Genomic DNA, 25763 nt, shown 5'->3' with positions numbered 1-25763 from the left:
TTGATAAAACTGACTATACGTCACAGTTTACCAGTAACGAACTGGGCTTCTCCAAGGCCAAAACTCCAGTCCGGCCCCGTATTTTCTATCACCGAGACAATCAGATCACTAGGCTTTATCCCACAATACGTTTCCAAGCGACTGGCCAAGGACCGATAAAGCTCGACTTTCATCTCCTCCGGCCGTGATTTACTGATCACGGTCATGACAACGGCAGCGTCGGTCCTTTCCAGGCCCAGCCCCGTATCGGCGAGAATCATCTCACAGGGCTTATGACTATAGACGATCTGGTAGCGATCCGACTCGGGTACCTGAAAGCTTTCAACAACGGCTTGATGCGCCGCATCAAGCAACGCCTTCAATTCATATTCTTTCCTACCTTCAACGACATCAAACTTAACAAGAGGCATAAAATTCCAGTACCGAGCAGTGGATTCACCCAACGTGAATCAATGGACAATAAACGCCTCCCCTAGAAAAAGGCGTTTCTAATGTCACTAATGGGCACTTCCGTTCGCATCTTAAGTGTCGTCGGCTCAAGCTCCTTCTCAGACAGGCAATTCAACCATGCCTTCCTCGGCCCGGCGCAATAGAATCGCTTAACACCTTCCCCGAGGAAATTTTCCAAATCAACGTCCTCACCGGGATAAAGTATCCCAAAGGCCTTCCGGGCTTCATCTGGATCGGACACCTCTCGGGCCACACACTGCAGATAAAGACACATCAGGTTATTGGTCCCTCTTGCTCGCGTCGAATCGTAGAAGGTCATGAATATCGAGCTATTTCTGGCAATATTTTGGGAGTGCTCGGCCAATGTCCAGGACGACCAATAGAATTTTAGATCGGAATCCGGAAGCGCGGTGACCGGTGTATTCCAAGGCACATCGTCGCGCGACGTAGCGATATTAGCATAGAGACATTTCTTCAGAATTTCGGCCGAGCGACTCGCCAAGTTAAAATCACCCATAAAAACCTCCCTTAGTTAACATCAGTCATCATTCCACCAAGCACTTTCAAAAAGCCTCCCAACCAAGTTTCAAACCGAAACGTGTGAGATAAATAATGACATTTGGCGCCTTCAAACGTTAACGTCTACAACCACCCTTCCTTTAAGCCTACCGGCCAGCATGTCCGGTGCTCGTTCAGAAACTTCATCAAGACCAATGATGGTGATCAAGCCTTGTAAAGCCGCCCGTTCTAAATATTTCGCAAGGAGATCCCAAGCTTGAAACCTACGTTCCTTGCTGCAATAAACGCTATCTATACCCACGAGAGTTATGCCGCGCAAAATAAAAGGTGCAACGGTAGCAGGAAAGTCCATTCCTTGGGCTAGACCACAGGCCATGACCACACCACCGTATTGAGTACTCGCACATGCGCTGGCAAGTGTATGGCTACCGACTGTATCCACCACGCCACTCCAACGTTCCGCGGCCAGTGGTCTGTTTGATGAACTGAGTTCCGTCCTATCGATGACATCCGCTGCACCTTGACGTTTTAACCAATCGACTTCGCTAGACTTACCAGTGGAAGCAACAACGCGATAGCCAAGGTTTGATAATAAGTTCACCGCAATACTACCAACGCCCCCCGAAGCGCCGGTGACCAAGACATCACCATCAGCGGGCATAATGTTGTGTTGCTTCAATGCAAGTACACACAATGCCGCTGTATAACCCGCAGTCCCGATAGCCATAGCTTCTTTAGTAGAAAAAGACTCAGGTAGAGGAAGCAGCCACTCTCCTCTCACGGCAGCGCGTTGGGACATCCCACCCCACTTTGATTCGCCAACCCCCCATCCATTAAGCATCACAGCATCCCCCACTTTAAACTTGGGGTCTTCGCTTTTAGTGACGAGGCCCGCGAGATCAATCCCGGGGACAAGAGGGAAGTGGCGTATAATGGGCGACTCGCCCGTGATTGCCAGTGCGTCTTTGTAATTGAGCGTTGAGTACTCGACAGCAACTTCTATCGGCTCTTTAGGCAGCTGCTCGGGTGAAAGTGATGTCATTCGTGCTTGGTATCTTTCGTCATCTTTTGACACAAGGATCGCTTTAAAAGACGTCATATCGTGAGTTCCTTAAGCCGGAATCGCAATAAACCAGGGTTCTAGACCACGGTGGCACCAGCCTATCTCCCAAGCCTCATCGTTCTCATATTGAGAACGATACTTGACCATCATTCTCTTTTCAAGAAAATATGGGCGTCCGATCTCCATACGGATACAACCCACTGCCCAGAGCGGTGCGGTGCGGTGCGGTGCGGTGCGAACACAGCGTGGTCCGGGAATCCTGCGGCGAACTCCACATGCACCCTCCTCCCAAGTCGTGCATGCTGATGGGCAAGGAGACAACGACACCACGGTAGCCAGGACAGGCAGGGGGATGCATGAGCCAGGAATCGGAACCGACGCGCAAGGCACTCTACGAGCAAGCGCAACAGCAGGAGATCTCGGGACGCTCGCAGATGAGCAAGGCGGAACTGGCGGCGGCGCTCGAGCGGCAGTCGTTCGAGAAGGCCGCCGCGCCGGTGGTGGCGACGCGTTTCGATACCTTCAAGCGCCTGGCCGAGGCAGTGGCGGCCGGCGAGTTCGTGCTGCGCCCGCGCGCACTGACCGGGTTCGAGCGTCGTCGGCACGTGCGCCAGACGCTGCGCGAGGATCACCAGACACGCATCGCGGAAGGTTGCGAGGAAGCCGGCGCCAAGTTCGACCAGCTCTCCGACTCGCTGTTTTCGTTCTTTCGCGGCACGGCGCTGTTGTTCTACCGCGACATGGCCGGCGACGACGCCTGGATGCCCACCGTACTCGCGCTCGGCGACGTTCACCCCGGCAACTTCGGCGTCATGCCCAACGTGGACAACGTGCCGATCTTCTCGGTCAACGATTTCGACGAAGCCTACTACGCGCCCTTCACCTGGGATATCAAACGCGGCGCGGTCGGCTTCATGATCGCCTCCGAAACCGAGGGCGAGCTCAAGCACAAGCATCGCGTCAAGGTCGTGCGTCGTTTCGTGCAGGGCTACCTCGAGACGATGGAGCGGCTGGCGCGCGAAGGCACCGAGCAGGATGAGGAAATGCGTCACGACAACGCGCCGAAGCTCATCCGCAAGCTGTTCGAGGACGCCGATGAAGACCGTGCCGAGTGGCTCGCCGACGACTACCTGAACGAGACACTCAGCGGCTTCCGCCCGACCAGGAAACTGGTGCCGATCTCGTCGCGCCGTGACGAATTCCAGGCGATCACCGACCGGCTGGTCGAGGAAAACGAGATCGACGTGCCGGCACGCGCCAAGGGACGAGACAAGCATGGCATGCACGTGAAGGACGTGGCGATACGTCTCGGCCAGGGCACCGCCTCGCTGGGGCTCAATCGTTATTACGTGCTGATCGAAGGCCCTCTGCGCGACGGCACGGACGACTTGATTATCGAGTACAAGCAGGCCCGACGCTCCGCCCTGTCCGGCCTGGTACCGCCCTCAGCCTACGAAATGGACACCCTCGCCGACCGCATCAGCCATGCCCAGGCCGTGCACCTGATACGCGGCGATCTTTTCTACGGCCACGTCACGTTCGAGGGGCACAGCTATCTATCCCGCGAGCGCGCGCCGTTCCGCGACGACATGGACCTCGACGACCTCTCCAAGAGTGAATGGAAGGAATACGCCCATATCTGCGGCGGCGTGCTTGCCACCGTGCACGCCCTCTCGGACGAATCCGGCAAGCTCGACTACGACATCGAGCCCGCGATCCTCAACGCCATCGGCCCACCGGCACTATTCGCCGAGGACATGGTGGAATTCGCCACCGAGGCCGCCGACCGCCTGCACCGGGACCACGAAATGTTCCGCGAGGATCACGCCCGGGGCGCGTTCGAGCACCTGGACTGGGTGCATCGGTGAGTAATGGCGTGGTCGAAGTGCACTTGGGCACGCTCGGTGCCCCGATCAATGTGTTGCATACAATCCACAAAAATACAGTCGCAGGCCCTCAAGAATCGGGATCAAAGGCAGGAGAAAAATCGGTCAAATCCCGCTTTCGCATGCCCAAGTCCTTGCCCATGGAGCGCCATGCTCCCACGGCCCTGGTTACCTCATCCCAGGCTGTCGTCGCTTCCTGCACGCTCATCCTGAAGTACGGCGCCCCTTCCATGAGTATTTGTCGACTATCGATCGGACCGGAGTCTTCGGTCAGCCATATCTTGCTTTCACGACGATCCCCCGGCATGGGGTTGAGATCGAACGCCGGCGCGAGACGCCAGCCGCGACGCCTTGCGTCGTAAAGCAACCCCGTATTGCGAAGATGATCGTCGGTGTTACAAATGAGGAAATTGAAGGCCAGACGGCGCCACAGCTCGTGGATGTCAGCGATGGGATCGGAACCCGCTTGTAACAATACATCCACGAGCTCGGTGTAAGCATGGACTTCGTCGCGTCCACTCGTCTGCAGCATAGTAGCGGCCGACACGTATGGAATGCGCCCTCCACCACCAGTACGGTCGAATCGTCGGATCACCGCCACGGCCGTGCCCCGGATGAGTTCCACACGCGTTGGCGCGGCGCGAATGCCTGCCCGAATTGCCAGGGTCATGGCCAGCACTTCGCCCCGGATCACGTCGCGCTGGTCCGCCTGGCTCGGGAACTTGCCCAAGGCCAGCCATCCATCAGTATCGAGGACCGTGGACTTCGGACGCGCACCACCCAACGACGTCCCCTGCCCGAGTAGATATTGCAGGTCTTGCGCACTCTCCACGCCCTCTTCCAACGCCCGAGCGGCATGCAGAACTTTGTCCAGCTCCACCAGCGGTGGAACATGGCGATGAGCGCCATCCGTGTGTAGATAGGTACCGTGCTGAGGATCGAAAAGGCGCAAGGCTCCGACACGCGCTTCATCGTCGACCCAAGTGAGAAAATCGACCGGGGCCAGCGGTGGATTCTCGCGCCCCTTCTGGCGCGACTTCGCGTGCGCGCGACGGATAACCCGCTCTCCCCAGGAATCCGGCGCCGTGTCCTCAAGAGCCCGAAAAAAAACACCCTGTGGATGCTGAACTCCGGGGACGGGCTGCAGGTCTGGCGACACCGTGAAGAACCGCGGGTCCTGCAACCAGTGTTCGTCATAGCGGAAGGCGCTGCGCTTGCCGCTGCCCAGGTACAGGCGTCCGATGAGTTTGCCATCCGTACCGAGATGGATGTCGAGATCCTGGCGTTGTGCTTTCTTGGTCACCATCAAAAGCCCTCGAACTCATCGCCACCCGTGGCCCCGCCTTCATTCCCCGATTCCTCCGATGGCCTTGCCTTCGGTTTCTTCCCACCGGCTGACCGCACCCGTTGGGGCAACTGGTCCTGGGCCAGTTCCAGGCCTAAGGTATCTTGTTCCAGCGCCATGATCTTGACCACATCCTCGAGACGACCCAGCACATGCAGGGCGCGCAGGAACGTATGCAACGCGGTCCCGGAATAACCGTCTTCCATGCGCCTGACCGTACTCACTGATGTGCCGATACGCTGCGCAAGGTCCTCCTGCGTCAACCGACGCATGCGACGAGCCATCGATAGATCATGACCAAGTTGACGCAAGGCACGCGCCACGGGCGGCGGCATCGCAACCTGAGTGCCAGAATGTTTGGAACCTGAGGACACCATATCCATGCTATCCAAATATGAACGGTAATTTCTTCATAGTAGTCAAATTTGAACGCTACGGCCAGGAAAAATCAAACGCTTTAAAATTTAAACGCTCATATTTGATTTCTTAAAATCAATTATAGTTCAAATGTGTTTGTTTATAAGAACCTGTGACTGGAGGGCTTGTAGCGATGCCTTAACCGGGCAGTAGATCGCCCTCGAGGGAAATGAACTGGCTCGCTTCCCCGCGTTAGAGGCTAACCTAACAGAGCTGTTCGAGCGGGGATGGTGAAACCATTGCGAGAATCGAGAACCGAGAATCGCCTATCGAGTCGCCAGCCCCTGGAAAAACCGGTACCCGGCTTCTACCCAACAGGAGGAGAAAAAGATGGCAACCATTACGACTCGAGACGGTACAAACGTTTTCTACAAGGCTTGGGGAGCCAAAGATGCCCAGTCCATTGTCTTTCACCACGGCTGGCCGCTTTCGGCGGACGACTGGGATAGTCAGATGCTGTTCTTTCTATCGCAGGGCTACCGCGTCATCGCGTTCGACCGCCGAGGGCATGGCCGCTCAGACCAGACCGATACGGGCAACGACATGGACACCTACGCGTCCGACACGACGGAACTGGTGAACGTACTCGATTTGAAAGACGCCGTTCATATCGGCCATTCCACCGGCGGAGGTGTCGTCGCGCGCTACGTCGCCCGGGCAGAATCAGGCCGCGTCGCCAAGGCCGTCTTGATGGGCGCGGTGACCCCGCTAATGCTGCAGACATCCGCCAATCCGGAAGGCACGCCCAAGGAAGTGTTCGACGGCTTTCGCAACGCCCTGGCAGTCAATCGCGCTCAGTTCTTCAAGGACGTCCCCGCCGGCCCATTCTATGGGTTCAATCGCGACGATGCCGAAGTCAGCCAGGGCCTGATCGACAACTGGTGGCGGCAAGGTATGGAAGGCGGCGCCAAGGCCCAGTACGACTCCATCGAAGCATTTTCGGAGACCGACTTCACCGACGACCTCCAGGCGATCACGATTCCCGTGCTGGTGATGCACGGAGAGGACGACCAGATCGTTCCGATCGCGGCCTCGGCCCACAAGGCGGTCAAGCTCCTGCCTAACGGCACGCTGAAGACATATCCCGACCTGTCGCATGGCATGTTCGCCACGCACCCCGACCGGATCAACGCCGACCTGCTCGAATTCATACAGGCGAGCTGATACCTGCCTTTCGCGGGCTCGATATGGACCTCGAGCCCGCTCTCCTCGACACCCGTGCGTAGCGGCGCCTAAACCTAAGAGCAGATCGCCCTCGACCGGTATGAACTGGCTCGCGGCATTGATAAGAAAATGGCGGTGAGCTTGGGCACGCCGTAGACCTCGACGCGCTCGCCATGCAACTCACGAAATTTCTGCGCCAGCAGATCAAAGTCACCTTCGCCCAGGCGTAGATAGTGTTCGTGCCCGTGCATTGCCAGTGCGAAACGTCCGCCAATGTACAACGGCAGGCCTTCTCGCTGTTGCAGACTTCGCAACACGTCTTGCCACTGTAGCCGCCCGCCCTTTCTCAGATAGCCCCCTCGTGCCGGCGACACCAGCCATCCGCTGGAGATGTAGCGCACCACCAGGCTTCTCGAATAGCCATGGGTCTGTCACCAGCGACTGGAGACGAGGTCAAAGTCGCCCAGGCTCGCTAGCAGGCGGTTTAGCTTTTTATCTTTTTGATCACCCATAGTCAGCATAATACGACGTTGAAAAACCTTATCCAACGAGAAAAACGATTACGAAAAGTATTTTTCGTTCACCATGGGTGAGCGTAATGCAGAAATTTCAAACCCCAATTCCATGATGCACCAAGCCACGCAGACCGCGCCCGGGACGCGTTCGAACACCTGGGCTGGGTGCATCGATGATTCAGGAGGTGGCCGTATCACCGGCGAGCATGTTCATGATCAGCCGGATCATCGTCTCCTTGTTGGCGGGGTCGGACTCCGCCACCAGCAGCGTCAGCGCGGCCAAACCGACATCGTTGATCACGGGCTCCCCCGTCGATGACAGCAGGCGATCATTACGGTGCAGAAAGTCGACGAACAGAAACGCCGCACTGCGCTTGTTGCCATCGGCGAACGGATGATTCTTGATCACGAAATAGAGCAGGTGCGCAGCTTTCGACTCGATACTCGGATAGGCCGGCTCGCCGAAGATGGACTGATCGAGATTGCCAAGCAGTGAGGCCAGCCCATCGCTTCGATCCCGCGCAAACAGGTCGGTGGCCTCTCCCCGTCCTATCAATTCGACTTTCAACTCGTCCAGCGCGGCTCTCGCGATCTCCAGCGAAGGAAGCTGACCGCCCGCCTGCACGTCGGGATCGCTCAGTAGCCCCTCGTCATAGCGCTGCAGCAGCAGAAACGTCTGCGCATAACGCGCGACGATATCCACCAGACCACGACTGCCCGACATATCCAGCGCCGGGCTGTGAGCCGCCTTGCGCACCAGCGCCATCGCCGCTTCCAACTCCTGGGCATTAGCCTCGAAGCGCTGTTGATGCAGCGTCCAGCCCTGGATGAGATGCTCTCGAAGGACGCGCGTTGCCCACTGGCGAAAGCGGACCGCCCGCCGAGAATTGACGCGATAGCCGACGGAGATGATGGCATCGAGGTTGTAGTGTCGAATGTTACGGCGCACCTGACGGCGGCCTTCTTGTCGAACTACTAAGAAATCCTTAGTAGTTGCCTCCTCGGCCAGTTCCTCGTCGCTGAAGATGTTCTTGAGGTGCATCAGCACGTTCTCGGGCGTGGTCTCGAACACTTCGCCCATCTGCCGCTGCGTCAGCCATACCGTTTCGCGACCGTCGTCCAGACGCACGTCGACCGCCTTATCGGCATCCTCGTAGATCAGGATCTGCGGTTGTTCGCTCATGTCGGGCTTGTTCGAGTGAGTTCAAGATTAACCGACCATAGCACGCTCTCTCCGACGAATCCGGCAACTCAGCATCAGCGCCTCACCCCAGCAGCAGCTCGCCCTCGATGGGGATGAACTGGCTCGCGGCCTTGATAAGGGAATTGGCGGTGAGCTTGGGCACGCCGTAGACCTCAACGCGCTTGCCATGCACCTCGCGGATCTTCTGTGCCAGCAGGTCGAAGTCGCCATCGCCGGAGACCAGCACCACCACATCCGCCTGTGCCGCGTACTCGATGGCATCCAGCGTAATGCCCACGTCCCAATCGCCCTTGGCGGAGCCATCCGCGCGCTGGATGAACGGCTTGAGCCTGACCTCAAAGCCGATCGAGCGGAGAATATTCTGGAACTCGCGCTGCTTCGCGTCGCCCTTGTCGGTGGCATAGCAGCGCGCGGCCAGTACCTCCCGGTTCGCCGTCGCCCTCGCCCAGAACCGGCGGTAATCGAAGTGTTTGCCGTAGGCTTCGCGCACGCTGTAGTAGACGTTCTGGGTATCCACGAAGATGGCGACGCGTGTCATGGCAAGGAGATCCCCGGCAGGCAGTGAGGCGCCAGCCCCGGAAGGCGAGCGTTGGCTTGACTGCATGATACGTGATAACCGATGCGCTCGGCTTCAGCGCTTAGGCATGAAGTGCAGCACGCCCACAACGACCGAGCCCACCAGAAAGCCGATCAACGCAGAGCACAGCGTATTGAAGCTCCAGCCCAGCATGCCGCCCAGGCCACCGGTTGCCTCGGCGATGCCCTGCTCGACATGGTGGACCCACGCATAGGGCGCGTTGAACCAGCCCGTGCCATCGGCCCCCAGGTTGACCAGCAGGATATGCCCGCCCACCCAGAGCATGGCGACGGTGCCCACCACCGAGATGGCCGTCAGCACCTTGGGCATGGCAGTCACCAGGCTACGGCCCAGCGTCTGAATCCCCGAGCTATCGCGCTGGGCAAGCTTCAGGCCGAAATCGTCCATCCTGATCAACAGCGCCACCACGCCATACACCAGAATGGTGATGAAAAACGCGACCACCACCAGGCTCGCCAGCTGTGACCAGAATCCCTGATGAGAGACGGCGGAAAGCGCGATCACCATGATCTCGGCGGACAGGATCAGGTCGGTCCGAATGGCATTGCTGACGATCTTTTTCTCGGCCTCCGGCCCCTTCTCTACCGACGGCTTGTCGTCATCCTGCTCCCCGGAGAGCTTGTGCCAGACCTTCTCCGCGCCCTCAAAGGCCAGGTAGGTTCCCCCCACCATCAGGATGATCGGCAATAGCCCGGGCAAGAAGTGATTCAGCAGCAAGGCCACCGGCAGGATAAATATCAGCTTGTTGCGGATCGACCCCATCGCGATCTTCTTCACGAGCGAGAGTTCGCGCTCCGCCGTTACCCCCTGCAGGTACTGCGGGGTCACCGCCGCATCATCGACCACCACCCCGGCCGCCTTCGCCGTCGCACGCCCAGCGGCGGCACTCACATCATCCAGTGATGCTGCGGACAACTTCGCCAATGCGGCGATGTCATCCAGTAGTCCTATCAAGCCGCCGATCATGGAAGCCTCCTGCATCAATAAAAGGTAACGATAGTAAAGCACATGGCTGCCATCCCCCGTGAATCACACGAGGGACGGGGCTGGGTGAGGATTTTCCCGGAGTCAGCGTGGCAGCGGCCTTTACGTAGCGAAGCGGAGAAAAGGCCGCCCGGGGAAGGACGAAGGCCCGAAAATCAGATCTATCCCCGTTTTCGAAACCGGAAGCACAATGCAGCCATTGATCTAGGGTTAGAAGAACCGATATCTGATTCCCGGCCCACGGACATGACTGATGACTGACTACTTTGTTCAGGCGTTTATATACTTGGTGGCAGCGGTAATCGCAGTGCCACTGGCCAGGCGGTTCGGACTGGGGTCGGTACTCGGTTACCTGGTAGCCGGTGTCGTCATAGGGCCGGTGACCGGGCTGGTGGGCCAGGAGACGGTCACCCTTCAGCATTTTGCCGAGTTCGGCGTGGTAATGATGCTGTTCCTGGTGGGGATGGAGCTTGATCCCAAATCCCTCTGGGCCATGCGGGTGCGGTTGCTCGGGCTTGGTGGCCTGCAGGTCGCACTGACCGCCGCCGTCGCCACCGGTTTTGCTTGGTCGCTGGGGATGGCCTGGCAAACCGCCGTGGCGGTAGGGTTTCTCTTTTCCCTCTCCTCAACCGCGATTGTCCTGCAGACGCTGACCGAAAAGGGCCTAGTCAAAACCGAAGGTGGCCAGAGTGCCTTCTCAGTGCTGCTCTTCCAGGACATTGCGGTGATTCCCATGCTGGCCGTCATCCCGCTGCTGGCCGTGTCCGGAATCTCTGCCATCGATGCAGAGCGCGGACACAGCAGCCTCAGCCTGGTTGAGAACCTGCCGGGCTGGGCGCATGGGCTGGCCGTTGTCGGTGCGATCGTGCTGGTGATTGTCTGCGGCCATTACCTGAGCCGGCCGCTGTTCCGCTACGTGGTGCAGTCCGGTATGCGGGAGGTATTCACCGCCACATCCCTGATGCTGATTATCGGCATCGCGGCGCTGATGAGCCTGGTCAACCTGTCGCCGGCGCTTGGCGCATTCCTGGCCGGTGTCGTGCTGGCCAACAGCGAATTCCGGCACGAGCTGGAAGCCAATATCGAGCCGTTCAAAGGGCTGCTGTTGGGGCTGTTCTTTATTACCGTGGGCGCGGGGATCAATTTCGGCGTTCTGGCAGAGTCTTGGCATACCGTCCTGCTTCTCGCCCTGGCGGTGATCATTGGCAAGGCGCTGATTCTGGTTGGCCTGGCGTTCGCTTTTGGAATCCGCAGCAGTGAAGGCTGGCTATTCAGCCTCGGGCTCGCCCAGGCTGGTGAATTCGGGTTTGTGCTGCTGACCTACAGCACCCAGAACCGTGTGATCCCGGCAGACACCGCGCAGATGCTGTCATTGGTGGTGGCTCTGTCCATGTTCCTGACGCCGCTGTTGTTCATTGTCTATGACCGGGTGGTGCTGCCACGCTATCAGAAGGCCTCCAATGAAGAAGTGGAGCCGGATGAGATAGAAGAGCAGGCGCCGGTGATCGTGGCAGGAGTCGGCCGCTTCGGGCAGATCGTCTGTCGGTTGCTTCGCGCCAACAACATTCCCAGCGTTGCCCTGGACCACGCCCTGGAGCAGATCGAAAACCTGCGCCGGATCCAGCTGACAAGTTACTTTGGCGACGCCACCCGCATCCAGCTATTGGAAACCGCCGGCATTGCCGAGGCACGCCTGCTCGTCGTCGCCATTGACGACAGGGACCGGGCCGTACGTTTGGTGCGTCACGTCAAACAGCTTTACCCAGCGGTCTGGGTGCTGGCCCGCGCTTTCGACCGCGGCCATGGTTACGAGTTGCGTGAGGCCGGCGCCGACGATGTGGTGAGCGAAACCTATTACTCCGCTCTGGAACTCGGCGGCGATGCCCTCACCGCCATGGGCGTCCACCCAGAACGCGCCCGCCGGATGACCCAATCCTTTGTCGCCAGTGAAAAAGCCCACGAAGATCAACTGTTCAACGCCTGGCGCAACATCGAGGAAGGCATTCACTTCAGCCCGCGCTACGGGGAGCTGTTCATGAAGCTGGACGAGTCGCTAGGGCACGCCATGCGGGAAGACGCACGGCGAATCGAGGACGAAGCACCGGCGTGGACACCACCAAGGAACAACGGCTGATCACAAAAACAGAATTATCTGCGCCTATTCACTTCCTGGTTACGGCGTCGCTGCCGATAGCCGTAAGTGGCGTTTCTGACGGTTTCTTCATCTTCCAGTCCGGCCCCCAGAGCCCCAGCGATAGTGGCAACCGAAGTCGCGAGCCAGGCAAGAGAGGTGTAATCGAAAAGACTGGCCGCGTGGCCGAGTTGCGCTTCCAGCATGTTGGCCGGAATGAAAACAAGGACCGTGAAACAGAAAAGGCCCAGCAGGATCACGTAATAGAATATGACCCCGGCACTTAGCGTCAGGACAGTGACCGTGTTATAGATGTCGGGTCCCGTGTGATTGACTACCCGCTTGGTAAATAACTCAGGACGCTTGGTCTGCCATTCCTTCATCATCGCAATCGGTGATTGATGGTGCAGCGCCTTCTGCGGGATGTGGTGATTGTACAGCCAGGTGTAGCGTTTGAGCGTCTGCTCCAGGTCCTCGCCTGAGGTATAGCGCCGAGTCGCCAGCACATCGCTGATACGGCCGTTGAAGCGCTCCACCATGCCGTTTGTCTGCGGTCTTCCCGGCTTGATCAGACGGTGCTCGATACCAAGGGCCTGGCACTCTTGGTCAAACGGGTGATTCCCGCTGGGCTTGCGCTCCCCCGCCCGCGTGAAGCGATCGGTGAATGACTTGCCGTTGTCGGTCAGTACCGTCTGGACCTGGAAGGGAGCCTTCTCCTCCACCCGCTTCATGAACGCCCGCGCATCCTTCGCGGACTGGCTGCGTCTCACCTCCAGATGGACCCAGCGCGTGGCGCGATCGATGGCGACGTACAGGTAGCGTTTTTGCTCCTCATCGGGCATCCGGGGCAGGTGCTTGATGTCGATGTGCACGTAGCCCGGCTCATAATCTTTGAAGGGCTTGTGCCGGGGTTTCTCATCGTCGCCCGCGTCCCGTCTAGACAGCTCTGCCAGTGTCGGCACCTCGCGCCGCTTGAGCATGCGATGCAGACCAGAACGCGACAAGCCAGGATTGAGGAACTCACGCGCCACGACGAGCAGATCATCCAGGCCGAGGCGCAGGAATTCGCGCGCCGCGATCAGCACCTCTTCCTGTTCGGAAGTGAGCGTGGCCAGCAGGTTGTGACGCGTGTGCGGTCGGTCCTGGACATCGTCACGGTACCGCCAGCGCCGGATGGTCGAGACGGCGACGCCGTACTGGCGTGCTAGCTCGCTGTCGCTGATGCTGGAAGGCGCTGCCTGGATCTCGGCCCGGATCTTCGGAGTGGTGGTCGCCTGTTTATGTAGCTTGATGTCCATATCCTTGCTCCCGGATGAACTGGTGAAGAAGCTCCTTGGCGGCCAGCAAAGGATAACTTCTATAGCTCATCTGATCATCCGGGACCCTACATATAGAGGCGAACCAGACGTGGTGATCGGGCGTTTTTTATCGATTCCCACAGCGTGTGGGCAATGATGATCCAGGCGATCATCGCCACCATGGCCACTCCCATAAGCAGAACAAGGCGTGGCCGGCCATAATTGGCGCTGAGCTGCCAAAGGGTGGGAAACACCAGACCATAGGCGCCGGTCGCGAACGCGACGGCGATGACGCTCTTGAAAGCAGGAAAGATGGTCCAGGGGCGATTGGCGCGCACCATGCCGGCCAGGATGCGAAGGTTTCCGTTGATCCTTGATTCGGCAATGAAGCGTACATCGAAGAACTCTCCCTCGCCCGGTAGCGTTATCCGCCGTATCGGGAACAGCTTCTCGTAGAGGTGCCTACCCAGTAGTTTCCGGGCGCCTTTGCCACGCAGGCTCTCGTGGACTTTATCGGATTGCTGGGTGCGCTGCTCTTGGCGAGCACGGTCCTCTTCCGAACTGCCATGATGCAATTCGTTGATCAGTTGCAGAATCGCTTCGCTCAGGCGATGGCGTATCGCGGTAATGCCGAAGGCAGGCAATGAGACCATCGCAACGCCATGCACCGTGCTGGTTTCAGCGATCACGAAGCGCCCATGCATGTAGATCGGCAAATCGGTAATACAGATCGCGTAGTCCCACTGCCGATCCCGCTTGTACTCGAGAATACTTTCGATGATATCGGTGGAAGCCTCTGCAGCGCCGATCAACGGATCGACGATCAGTTGCACCTCCCAACTCAACCGGTCATCGACATAGTTGGCCAGAAGTTCAGGTAACTGGTCGATTACCTGTTCGGCCATCTCAGCGGACATCTCCGGAGCGGGTACCAGGCCCACCACCTTTCGGCATGCGTTGACCGTCCGGCTCCCTTCCTCTGCGGATTCCTTGGCGCAGACCTCGTTCTGGGCCTTGGACATAAGCGCTCCTCAACGACGTGCTAGCGCATTAGGGAGTGGGGCGCTGTAAAACCCACCTTGGCATATCCAAGCTTAGATGAAGATCAGCTTAGCGCGACTCACGCTATAGTCATTAAAAATAGATATGTCTCGGATTTTTGAATTCTGGTGGCCATGGCAAACTACCTACCTTGACCGTTCTGCTACCCGTTTGCGCTCAGGGCCCGATGGCACCCAGTCATTCAAAAAAGCCCAAGGCACTTGAGTAATGGCGCTAGCCAGTATCAGCAGGGGCCTGGCGTTAGGGAAGAAAGTTCATAATGTGCGGTGAGAGGTGATGAGGCAGGTAGTGAATAGCGATGCTGGAAACTCAACATCAGGCGAAATCTCACGTTTCTGGCACGCAGAAACACCAAAGCCCGCCGAAGCGGGCTTTGGTGCTCGAAGCCTTGCGGCTCGACAGCGCAGGCTAACCCAGAGTTAGTTAGCCTTTACGTTTGAAGCCTGAAGGCCTTTCTTGCCCTGAGTCACGTCAAACGAGACGTCTTGACCATCCTGCAGGGATTTAAAGCCTTCAGCTTGAATTTCGGAGAAATGGACGAACAGATCGTCACCACCTTCGGCGGGAGAAATGAAGCCAAAACCTTTTGCGTCGTTAAACCACTTAACTGTGCCAGTTGCCATTTTCGAATTCCTTAGCGCGAAAGCGCTTTTACTACGATTGCCGGGTACTACCCCAGATGAAGTGGATAAAACAAGGGATATAACCAGACTACCGAATCATTCGAGTACAACTGACATATGCGACTTGCTAACCAACTGTGCACATCGTTTCATGCTGGCGAGGGGGACGTCAATGGGGTTGTCGATATCAAGCCCCGCGAGGCGATATGGCATGTGACAGCCTTGGATAACCCGAGGCCGCGAGCAGCTTCCTACTCATCACATGCACAATCGAGAATTCACGCTCCGCTGCCCCTGTAAGCATGCGGCGTCACCGACCACTACTCGGCCGCCTTCGCCGTCGCACGCCCAGCGGCGGCACTCACATCATCCAGTGATGCTGCGGACAACGTCGCCAATGCGCGTCCGCTTGCGCTCATCAAGCGCTGCGATGACCTGCAAGACCAAAAAGCAAAACCCCGGCTCGTGAACCGCCCTGCATCGGTTGGTATCCCACCTCCAGAGGCAGCTCACGAGCCGGAGTCAGCGTGGCAGCAGCGTTACATTCAAGGTCTGGCGGGTGTCTGGAATGCCCCGGGGGATCCAAGGCGGTCCGAACCAGAACTTCACGGGGCCAGACATCTACTCCTGTCGTCCCCACCGGTCAGCTAACGGCCAAGAGCGGTCTTTTAGTGAAAGCTGCTTTAATGGCTCATCATTAGATGAAAACCTTATCCGAACACTTAAACTGACCGCTTAGGCAATCCCCTCAAGCCACAAATACAAGACCAAGTGGTGTCTAGAACACCCAGGGCGATTCTGTCACAGGTGGCCAAGGCCAATGTGCAGTTGTCTTATTGTTTGCAACTCTTGGCTGCTGGTAGCAGTGCTAATCAGATCGGCCACATTACGAGCTATCGCTAGCAAGTTCTTGCTGTGAACGAAGAGCAAAAAGTGTGGGGCTCTGCTGGTACTCAACGTCCCCATTGATCGCGTTAACAGTGATCTGTCGGAGGTAGGCTGTTCCGGGGAGTGCATTAATGGCCAAACGCCCAGCAAGCTCCCTTGAACGCGTCGGCCACGTGTTTACATGCAAAGTCATGGGCAAATGGGGGATGGGGGTCGGATCCCATAGGACACGGCGATGAACCAGCACACCATCGACGAACCAGCAAATCTCATCTACCCCCCACTCAATCGCGAAGGTATGAAGTCCTTTGGAGGCGTCGAACCCCAAGGCGATGCTGACGGGCGAGCCCCGATAGCCGTAGTCGTATTTCGCCCCTTCTGACCCTGGGTTGTAGAAGACGTTGACTAGGAGGCGATCCGGTCGGTCGCCAGTAATTTCGATGTCGATCTCCTGCCGTGGAGAATTGCGGTGGAGGAAGAAGCCGGTCACAAGGCCTGGCACATTCGTGGCTTGAAATGTCGCTTCAAAGCGCCCGAAGTGAAAGCGGCCTCTACTTGATATAGATGCAGCGCTCAAATCCCGCACGCCCAGCGCTTCTGCCCGAACTGAAAGGATAGTGCCCCCGTCCAGCGCCATGGTTACATTCCCGGGCCGGAAGAGTCCAAGGTTTCCGGGAAAGGTGTCATTTCGGAGCATCCAACGCGACGGACTCACTACATTTAGATCATCGTGGAATTTCACCCAAAGCCTTTTACCGATAGTTCCCACATTAGACGGATTGACATCAATCCCCGTCCACTTGCAACGCAGCGGTACGATCCAAGGCGATCCATCGTGTCGCAGCTGTCTCGCGGTTCGGGACGTTGATCTATCGGCTCCATGCCGACGAATCTTCCGGAGCCCCACATCAGGCACGATAGGATATGAAGCATTTGGTGGCGCAAGATGAAGGTGCTCACAGAGCAAACGCCAGTCCGGACTGTCATACCCGGAAAGACTTAACACGTCGTCTCCAAGGGTGCGGAGAAAGTCGAAAGCTGAACCCAAGTCATCTAGTGATCCAGCTAAAACTATAAACTTGCCACTAGGATATTTCTGCCGCAGCCTAGTGATATGAGAAGTGAGTGAAGCAATATTTACATAAGCGTCGAACCGGCGGCTAGCTTTGCCATGAAACAAGGCGGAAAGCTCGCTCTCGGGCAAGTCATCAAGATCGCTGCAGCAACGGTAGCCCAGCATGGAAAGCGCCATTGCAAGCGATGAGAGGCCGGAGCCAGTAGCACCGAATGCGAATACGGGAAATACACTAGGCCGTTGGTTAAAAGCTCCAGGCGTTTCGTCGTTAAGTACGCCGATTTGGCCCAGTGCAGGCAGAATCGAGTACAAATTTGTCGACTGGTAATCGACCCTCTGGCTGATAACCGATCGCCGGACGGCTCGCACCTCAAGATCCCGAAATTTGTGATTGATCCAGAGGTCAACGGGGCCACGGCACGGGAGTAACTTTAATAGACGCTGCGCGCCTCGCCTAGAGAGCACATATCCAGATAAATACCAAAGTCCACGTTCCGGACGATACACATTTGGTGAAACCAGCACCTTTGGGGCACCATACCTGACTTCCTTGTATGAAACGTAGAGAACGTCAAATGCCGCTTCAGCTTCGTCAGTAGCTGTAGGGTCCCGGATGATCAGATGAGCTATAGAAGTTATCCTTTGCTGGCCGCCAAGGAGCTTCTTCACCAGTTCATCCGGGAGCAAGGATATGGACATCAAGCTACATAAACAGGCGACCACCACTCCGAAGATCCGGGCCGAGATCCAGGCAGCGCCTTCCAGCATCAGCGACAGCGAGCTAGCACGCCAGTACGGCGTCGCCGTCTCGACCATCCGGCGCTGGCGGTACCGTGACGATGTCCAGGACCGACCGCACACGCGTCACAACCTGCTGGCCACGCTCACTTCCGAACAGGAAGAGGTGCTGATCGCGGCGCGCGAATTCCTGCGCCTCGGCCTGGATGATCTGCTCGTCGTGGCGCGTGAGTTCCTCAATCCTGGCTTGTCGCGTTCTGGTCTGCATCGCATGCTCAAGCGGCGCGAGGTGCCGACACTGGCAGAGCTGTCTAGACGGGACGCGGGCGACGATGAGAAACCCCGGCACAAGCCCTTCAAAGATTATGAGCCGGGCTACGTGCACATCGACATCAAGCACCTGCCCCGGATGCCCGATGAGGAGCAAAAACGCTACCTGTACGTCGCCATCGATCGCGCCACGCGCTGGGTCCATCTGGAGGTGAGACGCAGCCAGTCCGCGAAGGATGCGCGGGCGTTCATGAAGCGGGTGGAGGAGAAGGCTCCCTTCCAGGTCCAGACGGTACTGACCGACAACGGCAAGTCATTCACCGATCGCTTCACGCGGGCGGGGGAGCGCAAGCCCAGCGGGAATCACCCGTTTGACCAAGAGTGCCAGGCCCTTGGTATCGAGCACCGTCTGATCAAGCCGGGAAGACCGCAGACAAACGGCATGGTGGAGCGCTTCAACGGCCGTATCAGCGATGTGCTGGCGACTCGGCGCTATACCTCAGGCGAGGACCTGGAGCAGACGCTCAAACGCTACACCTGGCTGTACAATCACCACATCCCGCAGAAGGCGCTGCACCATCAATCACCGATTGCGATGATGAAGGAATGGCAGACCAAGCGTCCTGAGTTATTTACCAAGCGGGTAGTCAATCACACGGGACCCGACAAGTAGCCTCCAAAAGTTCACCCCACGCTTTATCGACGAGGCTCCCGAAGCGGTGATCGAATAACACGTCGTCCTCTAGCACGAGCGCATACGACGAGTTCGATGTTGCAATTTTTTTCCAGACGTCTACATGCGATCGGGCAATAGCAGCCTCTGCATCGCTAATATCAATTGGACGATCCAGGTCGAATCCAGCCGGGAGTGTCTGAGGCTGCGGCTCAACAAACAGTTGATCAGATAGAGTGTAGCAAGAAACTAACTCAGGTATATCGCTCCCTACGAAGCCGTCCGCCTGTGCGTCAAATGCCGGGTGCCGAATCAATCGTCGTGTAAGGGGATTGTCAGCCGCGTCTAAAATGCGGGCAAGCTCGCAATGAACGGCTGTCAAGCGATCAGGCTGTCGGTCCAGATTGATGACGTAAATGTCATTGATCTGTGAACTACCTATCTCACTAATCGGGCCAAATGCAACACACCGCTGCCGAGGCAGCAAAGTGCGGCATTTTATCAGTAGTGAATGAACCAGACGCTGTGCGCCATGCAGAGGTCGTGAGAGATTCATTTCACACGCCCTTCTGATACGTCAAACGACTTTTGATTTGAATGACGCCAGTTCCGCGCGTCATTGCGGTAGCTGAGTGGCCACTTTGAAATTGCAGTCGCTTCCCAGTCTTTCAGGATCAATAAATCACCTTCAATATCCGAGGCTGCACCCATCTCAAAGATAGTCCTTGACAAGTTCCCTGGACCGGTTGCCGACTGGATTTCAAGAAGATCGCCCCTATCTGCGTCATTTAATTGTCGCGTCGATCGCATCAAAGATCGTTCTACGATAGGGTCTCCTTTTCTGCCGACAAGCGGATTATTATTGACATAGAAAATCCAGTTTTTAGGCTCAGGCGATTGCTTTAAAAAATCTTCAGGCCCAACCATTGAGTCCGAATCGATGTCATAGCAAAGCGGTTGGACTTTGAGCTGCGAACCGTGAAATAAAAGACTAATGTCTGTGGCAATGCAAACATCATCAGCGTCGACGTACAGCCCACCTTCTACGAATATGTAACACAGTCGAAAATAATCGGCTTGCATGGCAGGGTGGTAGCAGCGACCAAACGCCAGTACGTGCTCATAACTGAGCGTACGACTGATAAAATCTTCGGCACTCTGCCTATCGAAAAGCCTATGTGCAAAGCCGCGGTTTTCCCACTGAGACCAAGACGTGATGCATTCTGCTACGTCTTCCGGAAGCTCTGAAAGATCATGCCAAAACTGTACGATCGTCTTAGGTATGCCGTGGGCACCATTCCTCGTGAATTGCGCTTTTTGTTTTTCCTGAATCAATTTTCGAATGAATTCTGAACGCTTATGATGATGATCGGAACTGTTGGAATCGGATGGCATTTCGATAACCTCGGTGGCTTGTATTACATCACACCCATCATCTTAGATAATCAAAGTAGTTCCGGAAAGATAAAAATACAACTTGATTTCCTAGTCTGTCTTGACTCTTTTTTAAAAATTGAGGCGCCAGCTACCGACCTGACCTCATCAGCATGGACCAACATGCATTATGCGGCCAATAGCGGGCCTTAAAAGCGGGGTTTTACACTAAGGTTGCCAATAGGGAAGAGTAGACCCACCTGGATTATCCATGACAATCGCCACGCTTTGTGCCGCCCGGGTCACAGCGACGTAGAAACTAGCTGCTGGCGTGGGAGACAAGTAGGCCCCCGTACGCAAAAACTTGGCGATATCAATCGTCGGCACTATTAGAACGCGCTCATAAGTCGCCCCCTTTGCAAGCCTAAAATTCAAATAGTTAAGACTATAGGCTTTACCGGAATTCGCCGTACTACGCAGACATTGCGGTTTAAAATTGGCGACATATTCATCGACATGTTTGCTTTCGATGAGGAAGACACCATCATGCGAAGTAACTTTTTCATTTCTTGACTCAGTTTTCGGAAACGACCAACTTGGGTCGAAAATTATGTCAGAAAATTCCGCAATTCTGGGGTGGCAACGCCAAGTAATGACGTTCTCTTCTATCTCTAACGCCCCCTCTTTCTCGCGCTCGCGAAACCAATTTATCGCTTCGGCGTAAGCATATCTCTTATTCATTCTGCTACGAGGATTCGTCGCGAGCACAGATTGGCGAATATCACCAACCATACGAACATCTACTGACGAAGAGAGCAGAACGTCAATGATCTCCCAGTCATAAGCACTGAGATCCTGCACTTCATCTATTATAATTTCATCGTAGATACATTCCAATCGCTGCACTAGTTTTCCCTTACTAGCCGAAACCAGCTCATGAGATAAGCGACCTAATTCGCAACCATAGATAGCACCTTTCGAATCAATAAAGCGACTCTTGCCCTTCGCCATTCTGTGGGGTCGGCCATCGAAATTAAAGCCAAGAGCTCTCTCGGAAGGGAATTTAAATGGCAAGAACGGACGAGCAAAATGTCGCAAAAGAAAAGTAAACCATCCCAGCACATCCACTCCAAGGTGGCCACCAGCAAGCTGCGCGAGCCGACTACGCAATTCGGCCTGATTAGTTTGCGTATACGTCAAAACCAAAACGCGTCGGTCGCTAGAAAGCGATGCGCAGTATTCTACTACACCTTGTGTTTTTCGCGATCCGGCAACCGCGAGCGTTAGATAATTAGCCATAGATAAAACGAGCTGCATCCACCATATATTCCGGAGGCTGAACGTCCTCCGATGTACTCGCGATCCTGATTGCACCCTCCGTCTTTTCGCGCTTCATCCAAGTCGCAAGGTCAGCATCCGCTCTAATGCCAAGAATTTTCCGAAGTGAAGACTCACCATTGTGGTGAATGAGTTGCGGCTCAAGTGTTTCACCGTGCTCTACTTTGCCAATGAATATTTCGCGCTTACCTTCCTTCAGCCATGACTGAACAGCTTGACTTAGCTCTTCTGGAGAGGCCCCGTCATTATCCCTTAGTGCCGCTACCTTTTTGTCGACTGAGGCACATAATTCCAAGCAACGTCTCAACGATAAGCCGCGCATGCTAAGCACGTCAATTCCACATTCCATCGGTTGCTTTCCGTGCAAGTCATTAAAAATACGCTCAAAAATTATTTCATCCGAGGGCCCTTCCACTAGCACAACTTTTTTGGCCAGTATCATACGAAGGGTATCGTAACCTGGGAGTTTCTGGAAGTACGAAACAGTTTCTGGATCTAAGTCGGGAATTCTGCTTTGCAGGCTGTTTTCCACGAGCAAGAGAGCATCGAGCCCCAGCCGATTGAGAACGAAAGAACTATGGGTTGTCACGAACAGTTGCTGTTCATTGCTCGCTAAAGAGCGTATGCGTGAAATCAGGGTCGTAAGGCTAGTGTGTGTAAGATGGTTCTCGGGTTCCTCTACCATCACAAAGTTTGTCGCCCCTGAATGACGACTCATGGCCAGCGAAATCTTGATAGCTGCTTGTTGGCCTTGTCCCGACATGGAAAACGGCACATTATCGACGTGCGGGATGACTGAGCTCTCCCACGAAGTGCGAGCGCTTTGATCCATAGCCAATGCCATTGGTCGGTCGTGAAGGGCGGCATGGAGCCCTCCTATACGATCATTGACGCCACTCAGCGAAGTTTCTGACATTGAAGCTTTCATTTGTCTAAAAGCTAGCGATATCTCGGCTCGCTCCGCTGGGTCTAGATGGTCGCCAAGAATTTGGCGCAAGTGATAATCAACGCCAGATAACGACCGTACGGTGCGAGAATCAATCACTGCCGTTGATAGTTGTCTCGGGCGGCGCGTAATCTTTTCGTCGGCAAAAGACCGCCAATCAAGAACGTAATATTCTACTGGAAGAAGATGCGATGGATTTTTCTTCCACTCGTCAATTTCTGAAGCATAATCTGTATTTGGATATGCTCTCATGGAAATTCCAGGACAAGCGGTGGTTGGTACGTCGGTATTAATTGCCCCGCATAGCTGCTGTAACTCTGCGCGATCGCCGAAGAACAACTCAATTCGTATTTCTGGAAGTGGGGGGTTCATGCCACCTTGAAGCTTGCAAAGAAAGTCGTTAACCATTATCGTATTGAACCAGTACGGATTGAGTTCCTCTGAGGCATAACGACCGTTTACACGTCCTGTTAGAGCCAGCGTGATCGCTTCCATGAGAGTCGACTTTCCGGCCTCGTTTGCGCCGACGATTAAGTTTATCTTCTGGTTCGGCTCCAATATGAACTGATTATAAACGCGGTAGCCGTAAATCTTTATTTTGTTTATCAACACATCCCTCCGTTACAAACTAAGCGACAACAATTACACACTAGCCCTGACAGTAGCGTATCCGAAGCTGGCATAGGAATCTCTACGCCTGAGTCCGCTTTGGGTCGAAAGCGGACTTTTACCTTACCAAGCCGCACTACCGTCCGGGGATGTCATCCTTTCCCTGCGACTCACTATGCGTTGTTCTCCTTTTACTTCCTATCGGCCGCTAGCCCTGGGGTTTAACCCAACTTAGCCTTGCTCGGTAACATTTTGCAATGAGACTTACCGGCAGGTTCGGAAGTCGGCAAAGCGGAGCGATGGTGAGTCGTCGCGATGTCTACTCGGCTATTCCTCGCCCTCGCCAGTCACCCAGCGGGCGAAAGCCTCGGCCTGGGGATCTGTCTCCTGCACGGCATAGACCACTCAATCTCGCCGAGCTGGCTGGTCGCGGTGCGCGGGCCGGCGGGATTGACCCTCGCCGCCTTGTCAGCTGAGTAACTGCGCGCGTGCGGCAGCAAAGCCATCCAGTATCGTGCTATGCGCGGCCCCGAGACCTTCGACGCAGTAGCTGTTCAGAAACTGTCGGCCGGCAAAAAGCCTGCGGTCGGTCTCGGTCAGTTTGGCTCGCTCGCAGATCCCGTCCCATTCACGGGCTATCGTGACGAGTTGGTTCTCGATGATGGCCTGGGCCTGTTGGTCATTGAGCAGGAAGTCCGGGGCGGCCGCGAGGCAGCTGTGCAGCGTACTCATACGGTTTTCGCCCTTGATCAGCATCGCCTGCGTCGCCTCGTTGCCCGTTCGCCCCTGCGGGCAGATGTCATAGGCCGGGGTCAACGAGAGCATCCTGCCGTCCCAGAACGCGGCATGGTTGCGAGCATGATCGTCCGTGTTGCCGCACAGGATATTGAAGACGATCCGAGCGTAGAGCTCGCGCAGCGTTTGCTTGGGGTCGGTGAAGCGGTGACGGATGACTTCGGCAAGGTCTTCGTAAGACGCATAGCGCGCCATCATTTCATCAAGGCCGAGCATCGTCAGCGCCGACACCATCGCTTTTCGCTGCCAGCCAGCCCCTGATTTGATTCGATCGAAGCGATCGATGAGCAGCACATCCTTGCCGACCGCCGCGGTCAACGAGACCGGGGCGACATCGAGCTCACATGCAGATGCCAGCTTCATGGCGATGAATTCCGCCTTCACGACGCTGTAAATGTCCGTGCTCGACGAGAATTTGGCGATCATTTTGCGATCGCCATGGTCGATCAGGGCCTTCGGGCGGGCGCCGCCGATCGAGGTGCCGTGGTTCAACGCCTGATCGAGGGCGGGCGTCAGCGGGGCACCCTTCTCGATCCGTTCAGCCGCTTCCAGCAACTCTTCATAAGATGCCTCGGCCTTGAGGCGAGGCACGTATTCCGTGGCGGAATGCTGAAAGTCGAGGGCGCCGATCCGGTCCGACCCCGATTCGAGCCAATAGGTGAGTTCGGAGATGGCGTCAGCTGCGGCGTCGGCTTTGTCCCCCATCAAACGATTGATGATCACCCGGCGACCCCAGGCATCGGGCGAGGCGTCACGCAGGCAACTGGCCATCGACAGGCCAGCGGTCGGTTCGATCAGGCCACGGCGCAGGGGCAGTTCGGGGTCATAGATCGGGATCGCGCCATCGCGCGCCAGGTAGCTGGCGCCATAGTTGAAGCTGTAGCTATCGCCGTGCTGCGTGACGCGACCGGCCACCACGGGTTGCGTCTCTCCCGGTAACCAGATCCAGACATAGGCCTCTCGTGGCTGCGTCAGCCTAGAAGTCATCATCGACCTCCTGCCTGCTCGGACGAACCCGCTTCGGCAGCAGCGTCAGTTTTTCCTCGAGATGGGCGTTATGCATCGCACCTGCCCGGTCATCGACATCGAACAGCCGCACGCCAACAAGTGTGGCGACCTCGAAGACGATGCCGATCTCGGTGCCGGCTTCGCCATTTTCGATGTTGCGAAGGGTCTTACGCGAGATGCCGGCGCGTTCAGACAGTTCGGCAGCAGTGAGCTCCCGCTCCAAGCGGCCAGCCTTGATCAGCTTGCCGAGGATCGAGAGTGTCTGCTTGGTGACGCGGGAGTAGCTGCGTGGCCGCTTCATTGCCATCTCGTCAGATTGGGCATTTAAAGACTCATTAGACAGCTTGTGAGTATTAAAGTACTCACTATGGTGCGGCCTGCATGAGATAGCAAGAAAATGGGCATCTTCGTACCCACAAGACCATGAAATGAAACTTTAAATGCTCATTACTCAGGCAGTTGGTGATCAGTACCTGAATCAATCGTGCTGTGGAGCGCCATGGGCTGGGCACTGCAGGAGCCCCCAGAACAACGATCTGATAAAAGCCCACGATGCCCAAGTGACGGCAACCTCGTGGTGGCCTTACACGAATCCGCACTCTATCTCGGCAGCGCCCTCGACGCCTTGCTCGGTGGGTACGGTCTAGCGATGAAGAGGCCAACCCACAGTCCTGAAGAGGGTCACTTCCAATACTGCTAGGAATCTTATTATGCAGAACAACCAGATCACACAACACTGCTTACCAGAACAAAACCTAATAATCGTTAAAAAACATAAAGAAGGACATTG

Annotated in this window: 21 protein-coding genes and 2 pseudogenes; 4 read left to right on the top strand and 19 right to left on the bottom strand. The window is 56.2% G+C overall.

What is annotated here, in order from left to right:
* Window positions 1-20: 20 nt before the first annotated feature.
* The 3 genes from SR908_RS11240 to acuI form a co-directional block, all read right to left on the bottom strand.
* A complete protein-coding gene (locus SR908_RS11240) occupies window positions 21-410 on the bottom strand; it encodes a tautomerase family protein (protein ID WP_322527356.1) in 390 nt (129 codons plus the stop codon).
* Window positions 411-472: 62 nt separating this feature from the next.
* The gene (locus SR908_RS11235) at window positions 473-967 is read right to left on the bottom strand and encodes a pyridoxamine 5'-phosphate oxidase family protein (RefSeq protein WP_246924189.1); all 495 of its coding nucleotides are present in this window, start codon (window positions 965-967) and stop codon (window positions 473-475) included.
* 111 nt (window positions 968-1078) lie between these two features.
* Complete coding sequence (gene acuI, locus SR908_RS11230) at window positions 1079-2068, bottom strand: acrylyl-CoA reductase (NADPH) (RefSeq protein WP_246924186.1); 990 nt, start codon at window positions 2066-2068, stop codon at window positions 1079-1081.
* Between the two features lie 320 nt (window positions 2069-2388).
* Here acuI and SR908_RS11225 point away from each other — a divergent pair, with 320 nt between their 5' ends.
* On the top strand, window positions 2389-3900 hold the full coding sequence (locus tag SR908_RS11225; RefSeq protein WP_246924183.1) for a DUF2252 domain-containing protein: 1512 nt from the start codon (window positions 2389-2391) through the stop codon (window positions 3898-3900).
* An 88-nt stretch (window positions 3901-3988) separates the two neighbouring features.
* Here the strand turns inward: SR908_RS11225 and SR908_RS11220 are convergent, their stop codons facing one another.
* Together SR908_RS11220 and SR908_RS11215 are read right to left on the bottom strand one after the other, a co-directional pair.
* A complete protein-coding gene (locus SR908_RS11220) occupies window positions 3989-5224 on the bottom strand; it encodes a type II toxin-antitoxin system HipA family toxin (protein WP_246924181.1) in 1236 nt (411 codons plus the stop codon).
* Window positions 5224-5598, bottom strand: coding sequence for a helix-turn-helix domain-containing protein (locus SR908_RS11215; RefSeq protein WP_281505300.1), 375 nt, complete (start codon window positions 5596-5598; stop codon window positions 5224-5226). The genes SR908_RS11220 and SR908_RS11215 overlap by 1 nt, the downstream gene beginning before the upstream one ends.
* A gap of 412 nt (window positions 5599-6010) precedes the next feature.
* Here SR908_RS11215 and SR908_RS11210 point away from each other — a divergent pair, with 412 nt between their 5' ends.
* Window positions 6011-6844, top strand: a complete 834-nt coding sequence (locus tag SR908_RS11210) for an alpha/beta fold hydrolase (RefSeq protein WP_246924176.1) — start codon at window positions 6011-6013, stop codon at window positions 6842-6844.
* A gap of 74 nt (window positions 6845-6918) precedes the next feature.
* Here the strand turns inward: SR908_RS11210 and SR908_RS11205 are convergent.
* The 4 genes and pseudogenes from SR908_RS11205 to SR908_RS11190 form a co-directional block, all read right to left on the bottom strand.
* Window positions 6919-7260 (bottom strand): annotated as a pseudogene (locus tag SR908_RS11205) (AbiEi antitoxin N-terminal domain-containing protein); the annotation flags it as partial.
* A gap of 277 nt (window positions 7261-7537) precedes the next feature.
* The gene (gene rhuM, locus SR908_RS11200; protein ID WP_246924162.1) at window positions 7538-8542 is read right to left on the bottom strand and encodes a virulence protein RhuM/Fic/DOC family protein; all 1005 of its coding nucleotides are present in this window, start codon (window positions 8540-8542) and stop codon (window positions 7538-7540) included.
* 82 nt (window positions 8543-8624) lie between these two features.
* Window positions 8625-9101, bottom strand: a complete 477-nt coding sequence (locus SR908_RS11195; protein WP_246924160.1) for a LabA-like NYN domain-containing protein — start codon at window positions 9099-9101, stop codon at window positions 8625-8627.
* Between the two features lie 93 nt (window positions 9102-9194).
* Complete coding sequence (locus SR908_RS11190) at window positions 9195-10127, bottom strand: DUF808 domain-containing protein (protein ID WP_246924157.1); 933 nt, start codon at window positions 10125-10127, stop codon at window positions 9195-9197.
* 271 nt (window positions 10128-10398) lie between these two features.
* On the opposite strand from SR908_RS11190, the gene SR908_RS11185 reads away from it, so the two are divergent.
* The gene (locus SR908_RS11185; RefSeq protein ID WP_246924155.1) at window positions 10399-12279 is read left to right on the top strand and encodes a monovalent cation:proton antiporter-2 (CPA2) family protein; all 1881 of its coding nucleotides are present in this window, start codon (window positions 10399-10401) and stop codon (window positions 12277-12279) included.
* Window positions 12280-12590: 311 nt separating this feature from the next.
* On the opposite strand, the pseudogene SR908_RS11180 reads toward SR908_RS11185, so the two are convergent.
* The 4 genes and pseudogenes from SR908_RS11180 to SR908_RS11165 form a co-directional block, all read right to left on the bottom strand.
* Window positions 12591-13574 (bottom strand): annotated as a pseudogene (locus tag SR908_RS11180) (IS481 family transposase); the annotation flags it as partial.
* 86 nt (window positions 13575-13660) lie between these two features.
* Window positions 13661-14596 (bottom strand): hypothetical protein, encoded by a 936-nt coding sequence (locus tag SR908_RS11175; protein ID WP_322527355.1) that lies wholly within the window; start codon window positions 14594-14596, stop codon window positions 13661-13663.
* A gap of 459 nt (window positions 14597-15055) precedes the next feature.
* Complete coding sequence (locus SR908_RS11170) at window positions 15056-15259, bottom strand: cold-shock protein (protein WP_246895737.1); 204 nt, start codon at window positions 15257-15259, stop codon at window positions 15056-15058.
* A gap of 886 nt (window positions 15260-16145) precedes the next feature.
* Window positions 16146-17921, bottom strand: a complete 1776-nt coding sequence (locus SR908_RS11165; protein WP_322527354.1) for a family 16 glycosylhydrolase — start codon at window positions 17919-17921, stop codon at window positions 16146-16148.
* Here SR908_RS11165 and SR908_RS11160 point away from each other — a divergent pair.
* Entirely contained in the window at window positions 17914-18903 is a 990-nt protein-coding gene (locus SR908_RS11160) for an IS481 family transposase (protein WP_322527353.1), read from the top strand. The two genes, SR908_RS11165 and SR908_RS11160, sit on opposite strands and share 8 nt — an antisense overlap.
* Here the strand turns inward: SR908_RS11160 and SR908_RS16770 are convergent.
* The 6 genes from SR908_RS16770 to SR908_RS11135 all read right to left on the bottom strand — a co-directional run bounded on the left by SR908_RS16770 (window position 18878) and on the right by SR908_RS11135 (window position 25274).
* The gene (locus SR908_RS16770) at window positions 18878-19459 is read right to left on the bottom strand and encodes a glycosyltransferase family 25 protein (protein ID WP_378075591.1); all 582 of its coding nucleotides are present in this window, start codon (window positions 19457-19459) and stop codon (window positions 18878-18880) included. The two genes, SR908_RS11160 and SR908_RS16770, sit on opposite strands and share 26 nt — an antisense overlap.
* Window positions 19456-20298 carry a glycosyltransferase family 32 protein gene (locus SR908_RS11155; protein WP_246926013.1) on the bottom strand — a complete coding sequence of 281 codons (843 nt, stop codon included), beginning with the start codon at window positions 20296-20298 and terminating at the stop codon, window positions 19456-19458. Before SR908_RS11155 ends, SR908_RS16770 begins: the two co-directional genes overlap by 4 nt.
* Window positions 20299-20505: 207 nt before the next feature.
* On the bottom strand, window positions 20506-21594 hold the full coding sequence (locus SR908_RS11150; RefSeq protein ID WP_246926010.1) for a UvrD-helicase domain-containing protein: 1089 nt from the start codon (window positions 21592-21594) through the stop codon (window positions 20506-20508).
* Window positions 21569-23173 carry an ATP-dependent nuclease gene (locus SR908_RS11145; RefSeq protein WP_246926007.1) on the bottom strand — a complete coding sequence of 535 codons (1605 nt, stop codon included), beginning with the start codon at window positions 23171-23173 and terminating at the stop codon, window positions 21569-21571. Before SR908_RS11145 ends, SR908_RS11150 begins: the two co-directional genes overlap by 26 nt.
* Before the next feature lie 465 nt (window positions 23174-23638).
* The gene (locus SR908_RS11140; RefSeq protein ID WP_246926004.1) at window positions 23639-24952 is read right to left on the bottom strand and encodes a type II toxin-antitoxin system HipA family toxin; all 1314 of its coding nucleotides are present in this window, start codon (window positions 24950-24952) and stop codon (window positions 23639-23641) included.
* Window positions 24942-25274, bottom strand: coding sequence for a helix-turn-helix transcriptional regulator (locus SR908_RS11135; protein ID WP_246926002.1), 333 nt, complete (start codon window positions 25272-25274; stop codon window positions 24942-24944). The genes SR908_RS11140 and SR908_RS11135 overlap by 11 nt, the downstream gene beginning before the upstream one ends.
* Between the last annotated feature and the right edge of the window lie 489 nt (window positions 25275-25763).

Source organism: Chromohalobacter canadensis, assembly GCF_034479555.1.
Taxonomy (GTDB): Bacteria; Pseudomonadota; Gammaproteobacteria; order Pseudomonadales; family Halomonadaceae; genus Chromohalobacter; species Chromohalobacter canadensis.
This window is presented reverse-complemented; position numbering and strand designations above follow the sequence as displayed.

Excerpts from the sequence above, each read along its gene's own strand:
- SR908_RS11225 (WP_246924183.1), top strand. The coding sequence starts at position 2,389 with ATGAGCCAGGAATCGGAACCGACGCGCAAGGCACTCTACGAGCAAGCG.
- SR908_RS11155 (WP_246926013.1), bottom strand. The coding sequence starts at position 20,298 with ATGCCATCCGATTCCAACAGTTCCGATCATCATCATAAGCGTTCAGAA.
- SR908_RS16770 (WP_378075591.1), bottom strand. The coding sequence starts at position 19,459 with ATGAATCTCTCACGACCTCTGCATGGCGCACAGCGTCTGGTTCATTCA.
- SR908_RS11215 (WP_281505300.1), bottom strand. The coding sequence starts at position 5,598 with ATGCCGCCGCCCGTGGCGCGTGCCTTGCGTCAACTTGGTCATGATCTA.
- SR908_RS11135 (WP_246926002.1), bottom strand. The coding sequence starts at position 25,274 with ATGAAGCGGCCACGCAGCTACTCCCGCGTCACCAAGCAGACACTCTCG.
- SR908_RS11175 (WP_322527355.1), bottom strand. The coding sequence starts at position 14,596 with ATGTCCAAGGCCCAGAACGAGGTCTGCGCCAAGGAATCCGCAGAGGAA.
- SR908_RS11220 (WP_246924181.1), bottom strand. The coding sequence starts at position 5,224 with ATGGTGACCAAGAAAGCACAACGCCAGGATCTCGACATCCATCTCGGT.
- acuI (WP_246924186.1), bottom strand. The coding sequence starts at position 2,068 with ATGACGTCTTTTAAAGCGATCCTTGTGTCAAAAGATGACGAAAGATAC.
- SR908_RS11160 (WP_322527353.1), top strand. The coding sequence starts at position 17,914 with ATGGACATCAAGCTACATAAACAGGCGACCACCACTCCGAAGATCCGG.
- SR908_RS11240 (WP_322527356.1), bottom strand. The coding sequence starts at position 410 with ATGCCTCTTGTTAAGTTTGATGTCGTTGAAGGTAGGAAAGAATATGAA.
- SR908_RS11140 (WP_246926004.1), bottom strand. The coding sequence starts at position 24,952 with ATGACTTCTAGGCTGACGCAGCCACGAGAGGCCTATGTCTGGATCTGG.
- SR908_RS11185 (WP_246924155.1), top strand. The coding sequence starts at position 10,399 with ATGACTGACTACTTTGTTCAGGCGTTTATATACTTGGTGGCAGCGGTA.
- SR908_RS11190 (WP_246924157.1), bottom strand. The coding sequence starts at position 10,127 with ATGATCGGCGGCTTGATAGGACTACTGGATGACATCGCCGCATTGGCG.
- SR908_RS11165 (WP_322527354.1), bottom strand. The coding sequence starts at position 17,921 with ATGTCCATATCCTTGCTCCCGGATGAACTGGTGAAGAAGCTCCTTGGC.
- SR908_RS11150 (WP_246926010.1), bottom strand. The coding sequence starts at position 21,594 with ATGCAGCTCGTTTTATCTATGGCTAATTATCTAACGCTCGCGGTTGCC.
- SR908_RS11210 (WP_246924176.1), top strand. The coding sequence starts at position 6,011 with ATGGCAACCATTACGACTCGAGACGGTACAAACGTTTTCTACAAGGCT.
- SR908_RS11195 (WP_246924160.1), bottom strand. The coding sequence starts at position 9,101 with ATGACACGCGTCGCCATCTTCGTGGATACCCAGAACGTCTACTACAGC.
- SR908_RS11170 (WP_246895737.1), bottom strand. The coding sequence starts at position 15,259 with ATGGCAACTGGCACAGTTAAGTGGTTTAACGACGCAAAAGGTTTTGGC.
- rhuM (WP_246924162.1), bottom strand. The coding sequence starts at position 8,542 with ATGAGCGAACAACCGCAGATCCTGATCTACGAGGATGCCGATAAGGCG.
- SR908_RS11235 (WP_246924189.1), bottom strand. The coding sequence starts at position 967 with ATGGGTGATTTTAACTTGGCGAGTCGCTCGGCCGAAATTCTGAAGAAA.